Raw genomic sequence first — 18,840 nt, 5'->3', positions numbered from 1 at the left:
CGTTATTCATGGTGCATTTACCCGCCACGCGTTCTAGCCTACCCTAAAGGGAGTCAGTCCATTTGTCTTGACGTAAAACGTCAAGTGAAGGTACCTCACTAGGGAGAGCGTAATGGTGGCAATGCTTTTTTGGTTCCTATTGTTTCCTGTTGTGGCTATCGCATTGGCCTATCGGCGGGAGACGCTTAAACGGTCCACATTTATCCTGGGTGGTGTGCTGCTCGCCTATTCATTCTGGGGTTGTGCAAGCGGACTCTGGTTGCTGGCGTTGTGGGTGCTTTTTCTTGGAATGTGCTTGTTGAACCTCCCCGGTGTAAGAAGGAACCATATCTCACGACGTTTATTGGCGGTCTATCGAACGATGCTGCCCCCCATGTCCAAGACAGAGCGGGAAGCGCTGGAGGCCGGTACCGTCTGGTGGGAGGGGGAGCTGTTCTCCGGTTCACCAGACTGGGAGACACTGCATCAAATGCCTGCGCCACGCTTAAGTCGGGAAGAGCAGGCTTTTCTTGATGGCCCGACAGAAGTGCTCTGTAAAATGCTCGATGACTGGCAGATTACTCATGAGCTGGCCGACTTGCCACCGGAGGTGTGGGCCTATATCAAGCAGGAAAAATTCTTCGCCATGATCATTCCCAAGCGATATGGTGGGCTTGAATTCTCCGCACTGGCACAGTCCAAGGTACTCACCAAGCTGGCCAGCCGCAGCCTGGTGGCGGCCTCTACCGTGGGTGTTCCCAATTCATTGGGCCCCGGGGAGCTGTTGCTGCACTATGGCACTGAAGCCCAGAAGGATTACTACCTGCCACGGCTGGCGGCTGGCGATGAGATCCCCTGCTTTGCCTTGACCTCCCCGCGTGTTGGCTCGGATGCAACGGCCATTACTGATACCGGCGTGGTCTGTCGGGGTGAGTATGAAGGCCAAGAGGTGATCGGCATCCGGCTCAATTGGGATAAGCGTTACATCACCTTGGCACCCATTGCTACTGTATTGGGTCTCGCCTTTAAACTCTATGATCCTGAACACCTGATGGGTGAGCAAGATGAGTACGGTATCACAGCGGCGCTGATCCCTACCCATCTGCCGGGTATTACTATCGGTCGGCGTCACTTCCCGTTGAATATTCCTTTCCAAAATGGACCAACCCAGGGCAAGGATGTGTTTGTACCTTTGGACGCTATCATCGGGGGCTCCGAGATGGCAGGGCAGGGTTGGAAGATGCTGGTTGAACAGCTATCGGTCGGGCGTGGGATTACCTTGCCATCCAACGCAGTTGGGACAGGCAAGGCTGCCGTCTATGCATCCGGGGCTTATGCGCGTATTCGTCGCCAGTTTGGTCTGCCTGTTGGCAAGTTTCATGGGGTTGGGGAGGTATTAGCTCGTATGGCGGGGCGTACCTACATTATGAGTGCCGCTGCGGATGTGACGATTGGTGCCATTGATGCCGGAGAAAAACCGTCGGTGCCCTCGGCCATATTGAAGTACCACAATACTGAAATGGCCCGTGATATCGCTAACGATGCGATGGATGTACAGGGTGGCAAGGGCATTATGTTAGGGCCAAAGAATTATCTTGGGCGGAACTATCAAGGCATACCGATAGCCATTACGGTGGAAGGCGCCAACATCCTCACGCGGGGCCTGATTATCTTCGGACAGGGTGCGATCCGTTGTCATCCTTATGTGTTGAGAGAGATGGAAGCGGCCGGTGCAGAAGGTGAGACAGGTCTCACGCTTTTTGACGAGGCACTGTTCGGGCACATCGGGTACGCCGTAAGTAATGCCTCACGATCACTGATTATGGCACTGACCCAGGCGCGCTATGCGGTAGCCCCAACACGGGATGAGACGCGCCGTTATTACCAGCACATATCCCGTTACAGCGCCTCTTTTGCTCTGGCGGCTGATGTGGCCATGCTGACACTGGGTGGTGCACTGAAACGCAAGGAGCTGTTATCCGCACGACTGGGTGATGTATTGAGTTCGATCTATCTTGCCTCCATGGTGTTGAAGCATCATACCAATCAGGGTAGCCCCGAGGCGGATCTGCCACTCGTTGAGTGGGCATGCCGCTCACTGCTGTATGATGCACAGGAGCAGTTGCATGGTTTGTTGCGCAATTTTCCTAATCGCTGGGTGGGTGCGCTGCTACGACTGTTTATATTTCCACGGGGCCGCACCTACTCTTCCCCTTCGGATGAACTCGGCCTGCAGATTGTTGAATTGATCATGAAACCCAGTGATACACGGGATCGACTCTGCCAAGGCATTTACAAAACGGTAGAGCCCAACAATCCACTGGGCCTGTTGCAGGAAGCAATGGAGCTGTCTGAGTCGGTGAAACCTTTAGAGCGTAAGGTCTATGATGCTCGTAAGGCAGGTCTATTTGAAAGCGAAGATGCCCCCTCGCAGATCAATGAAGCGGAACAGAAGGGCATCTTAAACAGTGACGAGGCGCAGCAGCTTCGCCGTTTTGATGAAAAGGTCATGGCGCTCATTGCAGTGGATGATTTTGCATCCGACGAGTTGTCTGCATCGGCGTCTCAGGTTCCTCTTGCCACGAAAAAGGCACCGGCAAAAAAACGTGTGGCGAAGAAAAAGGTAACCAAAAAGAAGGTGGCAAAAAAAGTCGTTGCTAAAAAAGAACCTTAATCATAGTTCGGCAGTATCTGCTGGCTAATGGAAAGTCCATCGGGAGTTGGTGTTGTCTAGGGATATCACCAACCGTTCCGCTAATATGGGGTCGAGCCTGTACTCTGAACTACCTTGGATTATTTTCGTCCTATGAGTATCTTCTTTTGAAAATGGAAACCGGGCTCGATGATTTTTCTAAAACAAATTTCGACATTTATCTTGATAGGTCTGGTACTCATTGGTTGTACTTCTGGTAAGGATTGGCGCTCTGCCAGTCGCGAGCCTGCGGGTATTGCCCCTGAGCCTTCAGTTACTCCTGAAGCCGTCCTCCAGGTATATGGTGCTGATGCGTGGGGTTGGCGCGGTTGGTTTGCCATTCATACCTGGATTGCTGCCAAGAGAACGGGTGCAGAGGCCTATACCGTGTATGACGTGATCGGTTGGCGTGGCCGCCGCGGTGCTCCGGTAATGCAGATTAAACGGGATGTTCCTGACCGCTATTGGTTTGGAGAGCGGCCCAGGATTATAAAAGAGTATCGGGGAGAGGGGGTTGATAAGCTGATAGATGCAGTAGAAAAGGCGGCCAATAACTACCCCTGGAAAAATCAATACACCGTCTTTCCCGGTCCCAACAGTAATACCTTTACCGCATGGGTTGCCAAGCGGGTTCCGGAGTTGGAGTTGGAACTGCCTTTATCTGCAATTGGTAAGAGTTATGTGGAGTAGAAGGGGCTGAACGGGCCTCTACTTAACCCGGAATCCCAGTTCTTCTTCGCTCAAGCTTCTTCTGCTTTGTAGCGCCGAAAACCAACACCGACCAGACAGCGCTTGATCACGGTCAGAATAGTCGCCTCAAGTACATTTATGGTGAGATTGTTCGTCAGCTCGAGTCAGTAAGCAGTGGACCTATGGCTTTGACTGCTAGTGACATTCAGCGGTCATTAGCGGCAGTAGGTGAGCGGCTGGACCATCCAAAAGCTGCCCATTCGTATAAGCCTGAAAGATCCGTAGGGTGGGCACGTCGTGTGTGCCCACGCGGTAATTATGGAGCATGCGCGTGGGCACGAAAACGTGCCCACCCTACCTGACTTTTTTAACAGCGATTAAGCGTTTTTGTAGCGCCGAAAACCGAGACCGACCAGACTGAGTCCCAGTAATGTCAGCGTGGCAGGTTCAGGAACATTGGTGCTGAGATTGTTTGTCAGTTCTACGCGATTGAGTAGTGGGCCTACATTGTCGTTGCTGGAGGTCTCTACAAAGAGGTTTGCAGACCAGTCAACGCCCCTTGATACGCCAAAAGTCCGTGTTGTCCAATCATCACTGGATAATATATTCGTATAAGTGAGTGTGAAGGGTACGGCGCTAAAAAAACCAAATGAGAGATCGTCAGGCCCGCTATTGCGTGCGTTACCGCGATATTCAACCGTAAGCGTGTAGATGACATTCGCCAAGAAATTGAATGTGGTTTTGCTCTCGATACGACCACCGTTACGTGTTGATCCATCCATATCCAGACAGCCCCCGCTGAGACAGGGCAGGTTAAATCCGCCATTCACATAAGCATCCACTGTACCATCGGTGACATCCCAGTTATCCAGTGCTGTGAAGTTAGTGTGGGCTGAAGTGATGTCTGATTCAGCAAAATTATCTGAGAAGATTAATGCGGCATTAGCATTACCTATAAAACCCAGCAGGCTTGTAAGGAGTGTAATTGCTAGAAGTTCGTGTCTGGTTTTCATTGATATTTCCTGCTCGTTATGACTACTCAATTGCAAGAAAATTACTGCATAAATTGTGCCTTATAATATATCTATTTGTAATATCAACAAAAAATACTTTTTATATTTGAAGTGCGGGTGCCAAGTGTAAGATTAACTGACAAAAAATAAGGTTAAATAGTGTGGTCTGGGATAGAGGCATAAGGTTTCCGTTTGAGTGAATTTATCTGGGCCACATTCCCAATGATAATAAATAGGTAAAAACGATTAATAAATAATATAAAATCAATTAGATAAACTTCTATTCCTCGCCTATGCTTACTCCACGTACTGGGTAAGTGCGCATTTATCAGAACGATGATGAGGAGAACGATATGGAACTAAAAGGTAGTAAGACAGAACAGAACCTGAAGGATGCATTTGCCGGTGAGTCACAAGCCAATCGGCGTTATCTCTACTTTGCAGCAAAGGCGGATATCCAGGGTTACAACGATGTCGCTGCACTGTTCCGCTCTACTGCTGAAGGTGAAACCGGCCATGCCCATGGTCATCTAGAGTATCTGGAGTCTTGCGGAGACCCCGCTACAGGCTTGCCGTTTGGCGATACGACGGATAATCTGAAGAGTGCAGTAGCCGGCGAAACCCACGAGTACACGGATATGTATCCAGGTATGGCAAAGTCAGCCCGTGATGAAGGTTTCGACGAGATTGCTGACTGGTTTGAAACCTTGGCCAAGGCGGAGCGTTCACACGCTAACCGTTACCAGCGTGCATTGGATGAAATGGACTGATCATCCGCAGGGTAAAAAGGCCGGGATGTTCTATCCCGGCCATTTCTAAAACAACAATACGGAGGCAGATAACATGGCTGTGAAAGAGGGAAACCTGGAGGCACCGATACGCCACCCCATCGATTGGAAAAACCCCGATTTCTATAACGAATCCTCATTGAACGAGGAGCTCGAGCGTGTGTTTGATATCTGCCACGGCTGTCGCCGTTGCGTCAGTCTCTGTAACTCATTTCCAACCCTGTTTGATCTGGTGGACGAATCGCCCACCTATGAAGTAGACGGGGTTGATAAGGCCGATTACTGGAAGGTGGTGGATCACTGTTATCTGTGTGATCTCTGCTTTATGACCAAGTGCCCCTATACGCCACCGCATGAGTGGAATCTCGATTTCCCTCATCTGATGCTGCGTGCCAAGGCGGTAAAATATAAAAAAGGTGAAATGCCACTGCGTGACAAGATCCTCACCAGCACAGATGCGGTTGGCTCCTTCGCTGGTTTTCCTGTGGTTGCGGGTATTGTTAATACGGTCAATAAAATCAAACCTACGCGTAAGTTACTCGAGGCAACACTGGGTGTTCATGCGGATGCACGACTCCCTGAATTTCACTCCAACACATTGCGTAAGCGTTTGAAAGTGAAGGTAGGTGTGTCAGCCGAAGGTGAACCAGCAGGCGCAACAACGGGTAAGGTAGCACTTTTTGCAACTTGCTACGGCAACCGAAACGAACCTGTGACCGGGGAAGATCTGGTGGCGGTGTTTGAACACAATGGCATCCCTGTGACACTGGCTCAAAAAGAGCAGTGCTGCGGCATGCCGAAACTGGAATTGGGTAACTTGGAAGCAGTAGAGCAGGCGATGCAGGGCAATATTCCCGGGCTTGCAAAGCTGGTTGATGAAGGCTGGGATATCGTTGCACCAGTACCCTCCTGTGCCTTGATGTTTAAGCAGGAGTTACCGCTGCTGTTCCCGGATAATGCGGATGTCATTAAGGTCAGCAAGGCGATCTATGACCCCTTTGAGTATCTGGCGCTGCGCAACAAGCAGGGCAAGCTGAAAACTGACTTTAAAACTTCGCTGGGCAAGGTGGCCTACCATGCAGCCTGTCATCAGCGGGTACAGAATATCGGATCAAAGACCCGTGAAGTGCTGTCGCTTGTTCCAGATACTACCGTTGAGGCGATTGAGCGTTGCTCCGGGCATGATGGGACCTATGCGGTCAAGAAAGAGTTCCACGAGGTGTCGATGAAGATCGTCCGACCTGTGGTGAATCGTGTTAAACAGGCCGAGGCCGATCACTATGGCAGTGATTGTCCCATGGCCGGTCATCATATTGAACATGGTATGGCCGACGGGAGCAAGACAGAGCACCCCATGAGCCTGCTTAGAAAGGCTTACGGAATTTGAACCAGGAGAAAGACAATGTCGAATGAAGGTTATCATGAACCCGTTGATCAGTTGTCAACAGAGACCAAGGATATGCATCGCGCCATCATCTCTCTGATGGAAGAGTTGGAAGCAGTTGATTGGTATAACCAGCGAGTCGATGCCTGCAGTGACCCGTCGTTAAAGGCGATCCTTGCCCACAATAGGGATGAGGAAAAAGAGCATGCCGCAATGGTATTGGAGTGGATACGTCGAAACGATGCGCGCTTTGACCATGAGCTGAAGGATTTTTTGTTTACCGATAAACCGATTGCCCACGAATAAGAGAAATGAAGGAGATGGCCGACATGAGCAAACTATCCCATACCGATCTATTTAGTCTGGAGGAGTATTCCCGGATCCGGCCCGATTTTCGTGCCAAGGTGATCGATCATAAAAAGAACCGTAGGGTTGTTATAGGCGAGCATGCGGCCCTCTATTTTGAAGATGCGTTGACCATGCAGTATCAGATACAGGAGATGCTGCGGATTGAAAAAATATTTGAGGCGGATGGAATTCAGGATGAACTGGATGTTTACAATCCCCTGATACCTGATGGCCAAAACTGGAAGGCCACCTTCATGGTGGAATTTGCAGATGTCGAAGAACGGAAGGTGGCTTTGGCCCGGTTTATTGGTATAGAGCAGGCGCTGTGGATTCAGGTAGAGGGGTATGATCGGGTACAGGCTATAGCCAATGAAGATCTGGATCGCACGACGGAAGAGAAGACATCTGCCGTTCATTTTGTTCGATTTGAGCTGACCTCCGAGATGGTTTCAGCGGCTAAGCAGGGCGCCACTATCAAAGCGGGTATTTCTCATCCTGAGTATGATGAAGAGACGTTGTTAAGTGATGCGGTGAGGCAATCGTTAGTAGGTGATCTACACTGATTATTTTTTGATTTTAGACCAGCACATAAAAAACCGCCGCTCGGTATTAGCCGAACGGCGGTTTTTATTTAAAGCAGAAAGCGAATTAAGCGGCTTTCTTAGCAGCAGGTGCCTTCTTGGCAGCTGGTACTACGTTTACAACAGCAGAAGCGGCTTCAACACTCTTCTCAGCAATTTTCTGAGCTTCGGTTGAGAACTCGGTACCGATGTTAGCAACAGCCTGTGAATCAGCCATTACTTTCTCACCGATGTGCTTGAAGGTCTCGGTCTGTTTGGTGATGAAAGCTTCCAGGCCTTTCTGATCGTTGATCTCAGAAACTGAACGGAACTGATCCAGACAGATTTCAGCATAGTCACGAGCGCTGTTAAGCTGAATTTCAACCAGCTTCTCAACGTTGTAGAAATAAAGTTTGTTCAGCTCCTGAACGGGAGCAAGAACGGTCTGTACCTGAGCGGTAAACTTCTCAAAGATTTCGTTGGTCATGTCAGCAGCCTTCCTTAGTAAGGGGTTTATGTTGATGTTGCGATGCAGCATAGCACTAGTTTTGTTGCGGTGCAATATAGTTAGATGAATTATTTGTTACATATCCTATTTGTCCGATGGTCTTACCTTTCGTAGGTTGGTAATTGCAGGGCTGGCGGGATTGATAGCGATCAAAAATCCTATTGCGATAGTTGGCAATCTCCACTATCTTGCTCGACTGAAACCAACTATTAAGGAGTAACGGTATGTCCAGTGATCAATCGGTGCCACTGATCGATGTCAGGGGTATTGGACCTAGCTTGGTCACCAAGCTGGAGCAGTGTGGCATTAGCACAGCCAATCAACTGGCGGATATGACTGTTGCAGAGTTTAAAGAGAACTGCCCCATCCTTGCTAAGAAGGGAGAGGCTTTGGTCAAGGGAGCGAGACGGTTATTGAAGCGACGTGATATCGCGAGAGCCATTGCCTCATCAATCGACATTTCTGAGCAGGAATTTGCAAATCAAGAGGCCTCTTCCCATGAAGAGTTGATCAATTCGGCAAGTGTTTCGGATTCCGCTATTGACTCGATACAGAAGGACAAAAAAGTTAAAAAAGAGGGAAAAGATAAAAAGGCAAATAGAGATAGGGACACGGACAAAGAGAAGAAGAAAGACAAGAAGTCTAAGGATAAGAAGAAAGAAGGGAAGTCTAAGGAGAAAAAGAATAAAGACGGGAAGTCTAAGGGGAAGGAGGGTAAAGAAAAGACGACAAAAAATCGCAAGGGAGATGGAAAGACCAAAAAAGAAAAGAAAAAGAGCAAGAAGCAGCAAGACTAAAGTGGGTGAATGATCAAAATCGCCTTGCCAGTTTTAGATGAGAATGATGTTGCTCATCTAATGAGTATTCTATGAAGTGCGGCCTGTGTAATATCCGAAGCGGTGGGTAATTACACATGGCAGCGGTTATTGACCCTCGTTCAGCAAAGCGGAGAGTGAGCGCCTAAATTCAGCAAGATCTTCAGGGACTAAGGCGGGTAGCTGCACTAATTGTTGCTTGAGTTGTAATGCCGCTGCACCACTGATGATCAGCTTAATACCGCTCGGCAATGTCTCCCTCAGCAAGATCATTTCACTCATAAGAACAACCTCATCCATTGTGCACTGTAGACCAAGCGCAACGGCTTTGGCTTTGGCCTGGGTTGCTGCAGCGGCAATCTCAGCAACTGGAAGATCAGGTCCCAGGTAAAGTGCTCGCCAACCCTCTGACTCGGCAGTAACAGCGGCCATTAAAATGCCTAGCTCATGGTAATGCCCTGAAGGGCTGGTAAATACCAGCGTGTTTAAGTCATCACCCGTCTTATTCAGTAAACCAATGAGATAGTGCCTAATGACTGCACTCGCCATATGTTCCTGGCCAACCCGAATTTGACCCTCTTTACAGCGATCGCCAAGCGCCCTCAAAAGAGGGATAAGCATCTGCTCCAGTAACATATTGAGCGGTAGGTCAATCGTTGCAGACGCAATTACCTGACGCAGTTTCTCCGGGCTCAGTTGCTCGATTGCCTGCATCGCGTGAATCATGTGACGTTCAGCTGCAGTTTTAGCGCCACCATTGGTGAATATCTGTCCAGCACTCCTATTGTCTTCCTCCACCATCGCTGCTAGGGCGGTGTTATCAAGTGTTGCCACGTCTCCAATACGCCTTCCTGCGGAGGTAACCTGCTGCAGTAATGCCAGACGTCTGATGTCAGCATCAGAGTAGACGCGTCTGCCGCCGGGCAGCCGGGAAGGGCTTACTGCGTTGTACCGTCGCTCCCATACCCGTATTACATCGACGCTCAGCCCTGATCGTCGTGCAGCAATCTGGATGGGATGTCTTGACTCTAAGTGATCACGTGATGGGATCGATTCTGCAATTTCATTCATGGCTTTATTCTATGTCATTTATTTGTCCAGGACAAAGGTTGACATAAGGCGTTTGTTATATTATTGTCCTAGACACAAGCTAGACGCTTGGAATGAAACCCCCCTAAACAGATTACGATGTATGGAGAACAGAAATGAAAAAGTTTACTTTTATCGCCGCAGGATTCACCGCCGGTCTACTCATCTCAGCCACGGCCTCAGCGGATTATGCATACGACAGGGCCAATTACATGGCCTACAGTGGCATTAACGATTCCATGGAGCATATGCCGGCTACTGCCTCAGGCAATCAGCCTTCGCACATGATGATGAAAGATATTATCGATACAGCCATTTCGGCCGGTAAATTCAATACCCTGGTGACGGCGGTCAAACAGGCTGGATTGGTTGAAACGCTGAAGGGTGAAGGGCCATTTACCGTTTTTGCACCCACAGATGAGGCTTTTGAAAAGATCCCGGCTGAGACCCTGAATGCACTGCTGGCTGATAAAAAGGCACTGACAAATGTGCTTACATATCATGTGGTAGCAGGTAAGGTGATGGCGGCTGATGTAGTTCAGTTGGCTTCTGCTGAAACGGTTCAAGGACAGTCTGTACGGATCAATAGTTCGAATGGCGTAATGGTCGATAACGCAAAAGTAGTCATGACAGATATTGAGACCAGTAATGGAGTGATACATGTGATTGATAGTGTAATTCTTCCAAAATGATGGGTTGCGGGAACAGCCGACTGATGCTGTGTCAGTCGGTTTTTTCCTCGTACTACCTGATAGATAGCCACGCTTGATTTTCATGTATTAAGAAGGAGAGCGGTCAATGATTTGCAATTAATCAGTCCTCAAGCTATCGTTGCCATTCTTCATGATCTTTGTCCTGCCTATTAAGACTTCTATTCGCTGTTTCCTCACCGACGCAACCGAATCGAGCTTCATAGTGCCTGACAAGATGCGTTTTCAGGGTTCGTTTATAAGACGAACCTCCTCTCCAACTCAATACAGTAGGTTTAAGCATTGATTACTCTTTCGGTCCGCGGACTGCCTAGATCAACCACAGAAGAGAGCCTGACTGCACTCTTCACAGAATACGGCGTAGTCCGTTCCTTAACCATGGCTAAGGATCTCTTTTCAGGCGACTGTAAAGGATTTGCCACTATCGGAATGGAGGGGCATGAGGCGCGTGCTGCAATGGCAGCGCTTGATGGCCGTGAATGGAATGGCGGACTGGTTCGCGTGGGCCCTGATCGTCCTCGACCAGGGCGTGGTGGTAAACGCCGTTAATCGATTGCAGTTACAGCATTTCATCTTCTGGAACGAAGAAAAATGCTGTAACTAAACTAGCTGGGTTGACTCTTTTTTGGCTCCACCTTAACCAGCTGGTAGCCTCTGTCTCTGACGCCCTGCATCAGCAGCTCAACACTCTCATCTGCAGCGCCAGCCATTTTCAACGCTTCTGCTCCGAGACGCAGACTGGCCTCTAGGGCCTCCGGGAATGCATGAGTAGCACCTGCTTTCAAGAGATGGCTGCAGGCCTCGAGATCCCTTGCGCGTGCAATTACCGGTACATGTGGATAGATGTTTCTGAGATGGGATACCGTGCGCAGTACGGTGGCACTCTGATCAATGGTTAGTACGACCAGCGAAGCGCGTTCAGCATGGGCTGTTGCGAGGAGTTCGGGATCCGATATATCACCGTATTGCACAGAATGACCAGTATCCTTTCCACGCTTGATATGTGTGGGATTGGTGTCAAAGGCCACGAAGGGGATACCGCTTGCCTGTAACAGGGTTGCAACGGTATGTCCTACACGGCCATAGCCTCCAATAATGACGCTTCGGTCAGAGATCTCGATGCTACCGTCGGGTACTTTCACGGGGTCCCGGTGCATGGAATCAGAGTGGTGGGCCAATCTGTCACCTAATTTCACCAACAGCGGGGTCATCAGCATGGTCAATGAAATGACGGCGATAGCCATGATAAACGTTGCTTCATCAATAACATTTAGCGCCAGAGCTGATCCAAATAGCACAAAGCCAAATTCGCCCGACTGAGCCAATAGAAAGGTTATGCGAAGTGAATCACCCCGGGTATAACCAAAGGCCAGTGCCAGTGGAAAAAGGACAGCGAGTTTGATGCCCACCAGTACCAGCGTATGGCCAATAAATTCAGCGGGACGGTTGCTCAGTTCGCCTAAGTCTATCGACATGCCCACGGCTACAAAGAAGAGACTCATCAACAGCCCTTTGTAAGGCTCAACCAATGAGCGTATCTGCATGTTATAGGTTGAACCGGACAACAGCATGCCCATGATGAAGGCACCTAGCGCCATGGAGAGTCCGGCCTGATGCATAGCCCAGGCGGCCAGAAAAACGGCAAGCAAAACCACCATTAAGAAGGCTTCACGATTATCATGCCGAGCCAGCCACTCTAGGGCAGCAGGTACTGCGCGAAGTCCAAAAATCCACAATACAGAAAACATACCGGAAAGAATAAGTAACTGCTCCCAGAGCGGTTTTCCGGAGGAGATGGCCGCCGTTTCTGAGAGCAGGGGGACTAAGGCGAGCAGGGGAACAACGGCAAGATCCTGCATTAACAAAATGGCAAAGGTCCCCGTTCCGTGTTTGCTGGCCAACTCCCCTCGTTCCTGTAGCAGTTGCATCACGAAAGCCGTGGATGAGAGTGACAATGTGAGGCCAATCAGCAGGGCCGTCTGCCATGAATCGACGCTGAGTGACACATACAGGGTAATGGCGAGGCCGGTGAGTAGGATTTGGGAAGAGCCAAGGCCAAACAGATAACGCCGCATCGACCATAACCGGCTGGGTTTCATTTCCAGCCCGATAACAAACAGAAGGAGTACAACGCCCAATTCGGTAAAGTGTCTCACGTCATCGACATGAGCAGTGACATAAGGTCCTGGGGAGTATGGTCCTACAACGATACCTGCCACGAGCAATCCCAGTACTGATCCGAGACCAATATGACGGAATAGCGCAACAGCGACTGAAGTTACTGCCAATAACAGCAATGCAGAAAAGATAAAGCTATCGAGATGCACGAGCAACCCCTTCAAATGATCTTGGTAGCTAATGATACCGATCGGTTGAGTGATGGTGAAGGTGTTTCGGATTGTCTAGAAGCTCAGTTGAGTCGGAGCGAGCGTTAAACCAGTGTTCACCCGTCTCATTGCTTGGCCGTTATTGGCTATTTTTTTCTGAAACGAGAATTCCTCGTCTGCAGTCGTTGTGGCCGGACGGTTTTCCTTAATGAGCTTCTCTATTAACTTAATTTTGCCGGTCAGATGCCGATAAACTATTTATATTTCTTGGGCTTCAATGAGTGATGAGTTTTCTAGTGGTTCGCCATAAAAAGCTTATCGGATTGATATGATTGAACTGGATATACGCACACTATCGTTGGTTGCTGTCCTGGTAACGCTTCTGATGGCATGTGCCATGTTATTGTTGTGGCGTCTGAATCCGGAGGAGCGCAGTGCGCGTTCCTGGGCAATTGGCAATGCGGCTATAGCCATTGGTTTCCTTTGCATTGGTTTTCGGGGCATCTTACCGCTATTTATTAGCGTGCCCGTAGCGAATACGTCTATTGTATTAGGTTATGGCTTGTTGCTGGTGGGTGTCTGGGAGTTTCTAGGACAATCGAAACGTTGGTGGATTGTTGTAAGTGCTACAGCCTTTGTCTTTTTTTCCTTTCTTTACTTCACCTATCTTTCACCCGATATTCCTTCCCGCATTGTTATTGTTTCACTGGTTATTGCTGCATTGAGTGGTGTATCTGCACAATGCTTGCTTAAAGATAGAACACCCAGAATGCGCAAGATCCAAGCCCTGACAGCGGCGGTATTTGGCTTACATGCGCTCTATCTTTCGTTGAGATCAATTTTAACCTTGGCGGGTGTACACATTCAGGATCTTTTTGCTTCAAATTGGGTCCAGGGATTGGCCTTTCTGGATGTTATAGTGAGTGCGATTTGTCTCACTTTTGCTTTTACGTCGATGATCAATCGGCGGTTACAGTTTCATCTTAATCACCTGGCCAGTTATGACCTGCTGACAGAGGTGTTCAATCGGCGTGCCTTTGAGCAGGCCGCTGTGAGGGAGATGTCACGTTGTGCGCGACATAAGACTATGCTGTCTGTTCTGCTTCTGGATATTGATCATTTCAAGCGTATCAACGATCGTTATGGCCACTCCGTAGGTGATCAGGTACTCAAAAGTACTGCAACTGCGATCGTAGGCGCCCTACGCAAGGAGGATGTGCTGGGTAGAATCGGCGGTGAAGAGTTCTGCATGTTGTTACCTGAATCAGATCAGGAGTCCGCGATTGATATTTCGGAACGGGTTAGGATGGCCGTCTGTACCAATACGATTACACACGAAGGTCAAACCATTAGTATAACGGTCAGTATTGGTGTGGCCACTATCCAGCCTGACGATACAAGCTGGATATCACTCTTTCAGATTGCTGATCAGGCTCTTTATCGTGCAAAGGCTGGTGGAAGAAACCTGATCGCTATCTAGTCAATCAATTTGATTTAGATGGGTCATATTTCTGCTCACTATTATTACAGAAACAAATTAATCCCAATCATCATCACAACCAGGAATAGGATCGTCATGATGCCGCCGGCCCGGATAAAATCTGGTACGCGATAGCCTGCCGGCCCCATGATCAGCGCATTAACCTGATGAGTGGGAATTAGAAAAGAGTTAGACGTGGCTATGGCCACCGTCAAAGCAAACACCGCGGGGTTAGCGCCAGCGCCAATGGCAATATTTACCGCGAGCGGTACCAGCAGTACTGTGGCCCCCACATTGGACATGACCAGGGTAAAGAAAGTGGCGAGTATGGCCACTGCCGCCTGAATGACCCAGATCGGTTGTTCACCCACTACGGAGAGTGTCTGTTCTGCAATCCACTTGGCAGTCCCAGTACTTTCAACGGCCAGTCCTAATGGGATTAGCGACGCTAATAAGAATACGGTTTTCCAGCTGACGGCTTCATACGCCTCTTCAATGGAGAGAACGCCGGAGAGAATCATCCCCATCGCACCGGTCAATAGGGCAACGGACAAACGAATATCGGTAAACAAAACCATTGAAAGCGCGATCAGAAAGAAAAAGGCTGCCCAGCCGACTTTGTTTGGGCGCAACTCTTCGCGGGGATATTCTGTCGTGATTACCACGAAATTACGGTCTTTCTCCAAACGGGCCAGTGCCTCCCATGTGGTGTGGACTACCAGTGTGTCGCCTGCAATAAAGGGCACACTGCGAATATCATCCCCTTCACGCATTGTCTCACCGTTTCTGTGGAGGGCGATCATGGCAATGCCGTAGACCTTGCGCATCCACACATCACGTGCGCTTTTGCCAATCAGATTAGAACCGGGTGGTATCAGTACTTCTGCGATACCGGCTTTGGTGGCGGCCAGTGATTCTGTGAACGTACGCAGCTCGTTGCGTTTCTTCAGTCCATAAGTCTCAACAAAGTGATTGATATCGCGTGATTCGGCAATAACGCCCAATACCATGCCACCTTCAATGGCGGTGTTGCGCGCCAGTGTGCCTGGACCCACTTGGCTATCGCCACCAGCCCGTTTGTTGGCAATGACACGGACCTTATAAAGCGTCTCTACATCATCGAGTTCTTTACCCACCAGATCGCTACCATCGGGTACCACCAGTTCAAATAGGCTGAAACTGACGCCGTATAGATCGCGAAAATATTGTAAAGCCCCTGCTGCAGATGTGCTGCTTTCACTTTTAGTGGCAGGTAGGACAAAACGGCCGGCAAGGACAAAGTAAATGACGCCGGTTGCGACCAGCATCAATCCAATTGGTGTTACCGAGAAGAGACTCCAGGCGTCCATCTTCATCTCTTCAGGCAGGGCGCTGTTGGAGGTAGCAATGAGATCATTTAAAAGAATCAGCGGAGATGAACCGACCATGGTGACCGTGCCACCCAGGATGGCGCAGAAACCCATGGGCATCAGCAAGCGTGACATGGGCAGATCGGCTCGTGCAGAGATACGGGACACTACCGGGAGGAATAGAGCAGCAGCACCGACGTTTTGCATAAATGAAGAGATAATGGCGACGGTGCTGGAGATGATCGGGATGATACGACCCTCTGTTTTACCACCCACTTTCAGAATGAAACCGGCGACCTGGCTCATAATGCCAGTGCGGTCTAGCCCTGCGCCAATAATCATTACTGCAATGATCGATATCACGGCGTTAGAGCTGAATCCATCAAACAGGTGTTGCGTATCCACCAGTCCAGTGCTCAAGCCCATAATGGGAGCCGCCAGCGAGGTGAGGCCAAGGAGGACCATAATTACAATGGCCGCCACGTCAACGCCGACCACTTCAAAGGCGAACAGATAGATCGTCAGCAGCAACAGGGCAGAGACCCAGGCGATCTCTATGGTAGGAACGTTGTATGCCAAAGTAAGGGCTGCAACCAGGAACAGGACTGCGGAGATGGACTGCTTCAATGACAGTATACGAGTGGGTGGTAAGGTCTGCTCGGCGTCTGCCAGTGTATTCATCCAAGAGGCTCCCGTAAAAATCTTATAATTTAATGGTGTGCTATACCCATAATCTTTGCAGATATTGGAATCTCAACTTCCTATAATTTCAAATAAACTGCGCTGACTCCCTTGAGTGCTGGGAGGTGGTGACCTTCTAATGGCCCGTTAGCGAGGTTGTAGATTCTCGAATACCCGGTCTGAAGCAGCCAACTTGGCTGAAGTCCAGAACGTATAGGGTACTACACTTCATAAGCGAACTCTAATTTATTAAATTTACATCAGGGTATTCATTGACTTATGACGTATATCGGTTTTTTATTGGCAGATGTTCAGTGCAGGCCTTGTCCATGTACTTGATGATGCTGTCTTGATTTTCGTTTTGTTGCATATTTCCTTTGTTAAAACAGTAGATTATCGCTTTTTCTGGGGTGAAAAGTCTTATGTTTTTTATCCACACTCTGTTAATCTTTTCACCATATCTAAATGCATAATGCGTTGGCGATTTTGAGTCATAATCGATTTTTGATACAGGTAATATAAAGAGTATGAATGAGACCACGACCCAAGACGAAGGCGAACACAAGCTCACACTGCGCCACCTGACTCTGGATGACTATGATGACATGAAGGAGATCATGGATCGGGTCTACCACGAAATCGGTGGGGCTTGGCCCAAGAAGAAATTTCGTGCTCAACTGAACGTTTTTCCGGACGGTCAGATCTGCATTGAAGACCATGGAAAGGTGGTGGCAGCAGCGCTCTCGGTTATCGTTGATTACGATAAGTTCGGTGATAAACACACCTATGATCAAATTACCGGCAACGCCTATTTGACTACGCATGATCCGAATGGGGATGTACTCTATGGTGTGGATGTCTTTGTTTCACCGGATTATCACGGCATGCGTCTAGGGCGCCGCCTCTACGAGGCACGCAAAGAGTTGTGCCAGAATCTTAACCTGAAGGCCATTGTGGCCGGTGGGCGCATCCCCAATTACAGTCAATATGCGGCGGAAATGTCGCCCCAGGTCTACATAGACAAGGTCAAGAAGAAGGAACTCTATGATCCGATTCTGACGTTCCAACTCTCCAATGATTTCGAAGTCAAACGGGTGATGACAGATTACTTGCCGGAAGATAGGAAATCAGGGGGTTACGCAACACTCCTGCAGTGGCATAACCTTTACTATGACGCCACCAAGACGCCATTGATCGGTGGTGTTCGTACCTCTGCGCGCATTGGGTGTGTACAGTGGCAGATGCGTACCATGGAATCTGTTGAAGAGATCATGCAGCAGGTGGAGTATTTTGTAGACGCATTGTCTGATTATCAATGTGACATCGCCCTATTTCCGGAGTTCTTCAATGCGCCACTGATGGGTGTTACGGCCCATCAAACATCGAATGATGCGATTAAGGCATTGGCCGAATATACCGAAGAGATACGCGATGCGGTCTCGAAATTGGCCGTCGCCTATAACATCAATATCATCCCCGGCTCGATGCCCTATATTGAAGACGGTGAATTGTACAATGTGGCCTACCTGTGCCGCCGTGACGGTACGATTGAATCACAAGACAAGATCCACCCAACACCCCATGAAAAGCGCGACTGGATTATGTCTGGCGGCGATGCCATTAAAGTGTTCGAAACCGATTTTGGAAAAATTGGTATCCAGATCTGTTACGACATTGAGTTTCCCGAGTTGTCGCGCATACTTTCTGAAAAAGATGTGCAGATGATTTTTGTACCTTTCTGGACTGATACCAAGAACGGCTATCAACGGGTACGTTATTGTGCCCAGGCACGCGCCATTGAAAATGAGTGCTACGTGGCCATTGCGGGCAGTGTTGGGAATCTGCCCCAAGTGGACAGTGTGGATATTCAATATGCACAGTCTGCCGTGTTCTCACCATCAGATTTCTCATTTCCGCACGATGCCATCATGGCAGAAACTACCCCAAACACGGAGATGATGCTGATTGTTGATCTTGACCTGGAAAAACTGAAGACGCTGCAGAATGAAGGCTCTGTCAGGAATTATCTGGATCGTCGGCGCGATCTCTATAAGATCGTCTGGTTGGGTGATTGAGTAGATGTACAACAGTGTCAACTGATCAAGGCTGTTGGGTGAACTCATTGTGCTGTAAGGGATGTTTTTAGTGCATCCCTGGTGCTGTTTTACTTGACACTCTCTGCGTTACCACCTGTTGCACGCCCTTGTGACAGGTTGTTTCATTTGTGGCTATAAGGAGCATTGCTCCAGTCAGGAAAATAGCGGTTAATACAGATGTCAGTCTATTGTCAGCTATGCTTAACGATAGCTCTTTTTATCCGCTGTAATTCACTGATCAAAAATTAATCCGTGTTAATGACGCATGGCGAGTGGTATCTCCAACTTAATGACAGCGGCCCTTATTTCGATATCCTTTCCGGACAAAAGA

At 49.0% G+C, this 18,840-nt stretch carries 16 protein-coding genes; 11 read left to right on the top strand and 5 right to left on the bottom strand.

Going from position 1 to position 18,840, the window contains the following annotated elements; genetic code table 11:
- Window positions 1–112 precede the first annotated feature (112 nt).
- Window positions 113–2,653: an acyl-CoA dehydrogenase gene (locus FHP88_RS03000; protein WP_260843145.1), complete on the top strand. Its 2,541-nt coding sequence runs from the start codon at window positions 113–115 to the stop codon at window positions 2,651–2,653.
- A gap of 168 nt (window positions 2,654–2,821) precedes the next feature.
- Window positions 2,822–3,361: a DUF3750 domain-containing protein gene (locus tag FHP88_RS02995; protein ID WP_144357506.1), complete on the top strand. Its 540-nt coding sequence runs from the start codon at window positions 2,822–2,824 to the stop codon at window positions 3,359–3,361.
- A gap of 377 nt (window positions 3,362–3,738) precedes the next feature.
- Here FHP88_RS02995 and FHP88_RS02990 read toward each other — a convergent pair whose 3' ends face one another.
- Window positions 3,739–4,374 carry a PEP-CTERM sorting domain-containing protein gene (locus tag FHP88_RS02990; RefSeq protein ID WP_144357505.1) on the bottom strand — a complete coding sequence of 212 codons (636 nt, stop codon included), beginning with the start codon at window positions 4,372–4,374 and terminating at the stop codon, window positions 3,739–3,741.
- Between the two features lie 353 nt (window positions 4,375–4,727).
- On the opposite strand from FHP88_RS02990, the gene FHP88_RS02985 reads away from it, so the two are divergent.
- The 4 genes from FHP88_RS02985 (at window position 4,728) to FHP88_RS02970 (ending at window position 7,457) form a co-directional block, all read left to right on the top strand.
- Window positions 4,728–5,144, top strand: a complete 417-nt coding sequence (locus FHP88_RS02985; RefSeq protein WP_144357504.1) for a rubrerythrin family protein — start codon at window positions 4,728–4,730, stop codon at window positions 5,142–5,144.
- Window positions 5,145–5,217: 73 nt separating this feature from the next.
- Entirely contained in the window at window positions 5,218–6,549 is a 1,332-nt protein-coding gene (locus FHP88_RS02980; protein ID WP_144357503.1) for a heterodisulfide reductase-related iron-sulfur binding cluster, read from the top strand.
- Window positions 6,550–6,564: 15 nt separating this feature from the next.
- Window positions 6,565–6,852: an encapsulin-associated ferritin-like protein gene (locus FHP88_RS02975; protein ID WP_144357502.1), complete on the top strand. Its 288-nt coding sequence runs from the start codon at window positions 6,565–6,567 to the stop codon at window positions 6,850–6,852.
- A 5-nt stretch (window positions 6,853–6,857) separates the two neighbouring features.
- The gene (locus FHP88_RS02970; protein WP_144357501.1) at window positions 6,858–7,457 is read left to right on the top strand and encodes a DUF3501 family protein; all 600 of its coding nucleotides are present in this window, start codon (window positions 6,858–6,860) and stop codon (window positions 7,455–7,457) included.
- A gap of 85 nt (window positions 7,458–7,542) precedes the next feature.
- Here FHP88_RS02970 and FHP88_RS02965 read toward each other — a convergent pair whose 3' ends face one another.
- Window positions 7,543–7,941: a phasin family protein gene (locus tag FHP88_RS02965; protein WP_186297573.1), complete on the bottom strand. Its 399-nt coding sequence runs from the start codon at window positions 7,939–7,941 to the stop codon at window positions 7,543–7,545.
- A 245-nt stretch (window positions 7,942–8,186) separates the two neighbouring features.
- On the opposite strand from FHP88_RS02965, the gene FHP88_RS02960 reads away from it, so the two are divergent.
- The gene (locus FHP88_RS02960) at window positions 8,187–8,759 is read left to right on the top strand and encodes a hypothetical protein (RefSeq protein WP_144357499.1); all 573 of its coding nucleotides are present in this window, start codon (window positions 8,187–8,189) and stop codon (window positions 8,757–8,759) included.
- Window positions 8,760–8,885: 126 nt separating this feature from the next.
- Here the strand turns inward: FHP88_RS02960 and FHP88_RS02955 are convergent, their stop codons facing one another.
- Window positions 8,886–9,848: a MerR family transcriptional regulator gene (locus FHP88_RS02955; RefSeq protein WP_144357498.1), complete on the bottom strand. Its 963-nt coding sequence runs from the start codon at window positions 9,846–9,848 to the stop codon at window positions 8,886–8,888.
- Window positions 9,849–9,982: 134 nt separating this feature from the next.
- Between FHP88_RS02955 and FHP88_RS02950 the strand changes: the two genes are divergently transcribed.
- Window positions 9,983–10,558 (top strand): fasciclin domain-containing protein, encoded by a 576-nt coding sequence (locus FHP88_RS02950; RefSeq protein WP_335341548.1) that lies wholly within the window; start codon window positions 9,983–9,985, stop codon window positions 10,556–10,558.
- Between the two features lie 300 nt (window positions 10,559–10,858).
- Window positions 10,859–11,125 (top strand): RNA recognition motif domain-containing protein, encoded by a 267-nt coding sequence (locus FHP88_RS02945; protein WP_144357497.1) that lies wholly within the window; start codon window positions 10,859–10,861, stop codon window positions 11,123–11,125.
- Between the two features lie 56 nt (window positions 11,126–11,181).
- Here the strand turns inward: FHP88_RS02945 and FHP88_RS02940 are convergent, their stop codons facing one another.
- The gene (locus tag FHP88_RS02940) at window positions 11,182–12,903 is read right to left on the bottom strand and encodes a cation:proton antiporter (RefSeq protein WP_144357496.1); all 1,722 of its coding nucleotides are present in this window, start codon (window positions 12,901–12,903) and stop codon (window positions 11,182–11,184) included.
- Window positions 12,904–13,231: 328 nt separating this feature from the next.
- On the opposite strand from FHP88_RS02940, the gene FHP88_RS02935 reads away from it, so the two are divergent.
- Window positions 13,232–14,383, top strand: coding sequence for a GGDEF domain-containing protein (locus FHP88_RS02935; RefSeq protein WP_144357495.1), 1,152 nt, complete (start codon window positions 13,232–13,234; stop codon window positions 14,381–14,383).
- A gap of 44 nt (window positions 14,384–14,427) precedes the next feature.
- Here FHP88_RS02935 and FHP88_RS02930 read toward each other — a convergent pair whose 3' ends face one another.
- A complete protein-coding gene (locus tag FHP88_RS02930) occupies window positions 14,428–16,413 on the bottom strand; it encodes an SLC13 family permease (protein ID WP_144357494.1) in 1,986 nt (661 codons plus the stop codon).
- Window positions 16,414–16,940: 527 nt separating this feature from the next.
- Here FHP88_RS02930 and FHP88_RS02925 point away from each other — a divergent pair.
- Window positions 16,941–18,488, top strand: coding sequence for a bifunctional GNAT family N-acetyltransferase/carbon-nitrogen hydrolase family protein (locus FHP88_RS02925; RefSeq protein WP_144357493.1), 1,548 nt, complete (start codon window positions 16,941–16,943; stop codon window positions 18,486–18,488).
- The last annotated feature ends 352 nt before the right edge of the window (window positions 18,489–18,840 follow it).

This window comes from Sedimenticola selenatireducens, from assembly GCF_007625115.1.
Taxonomy (GTDB): domain Bacteria; phylum Pseudomonadota; class Gammaproteobacteria; order Chromatiales; family Chromatiaceae; genus Sedimenticola; species Sedimenticola selenatireducens_A.
Note: the sequence above shows the minus strand (reverse complement) of the source record. Positions and strands in the feature narration are given on the sequence as shown.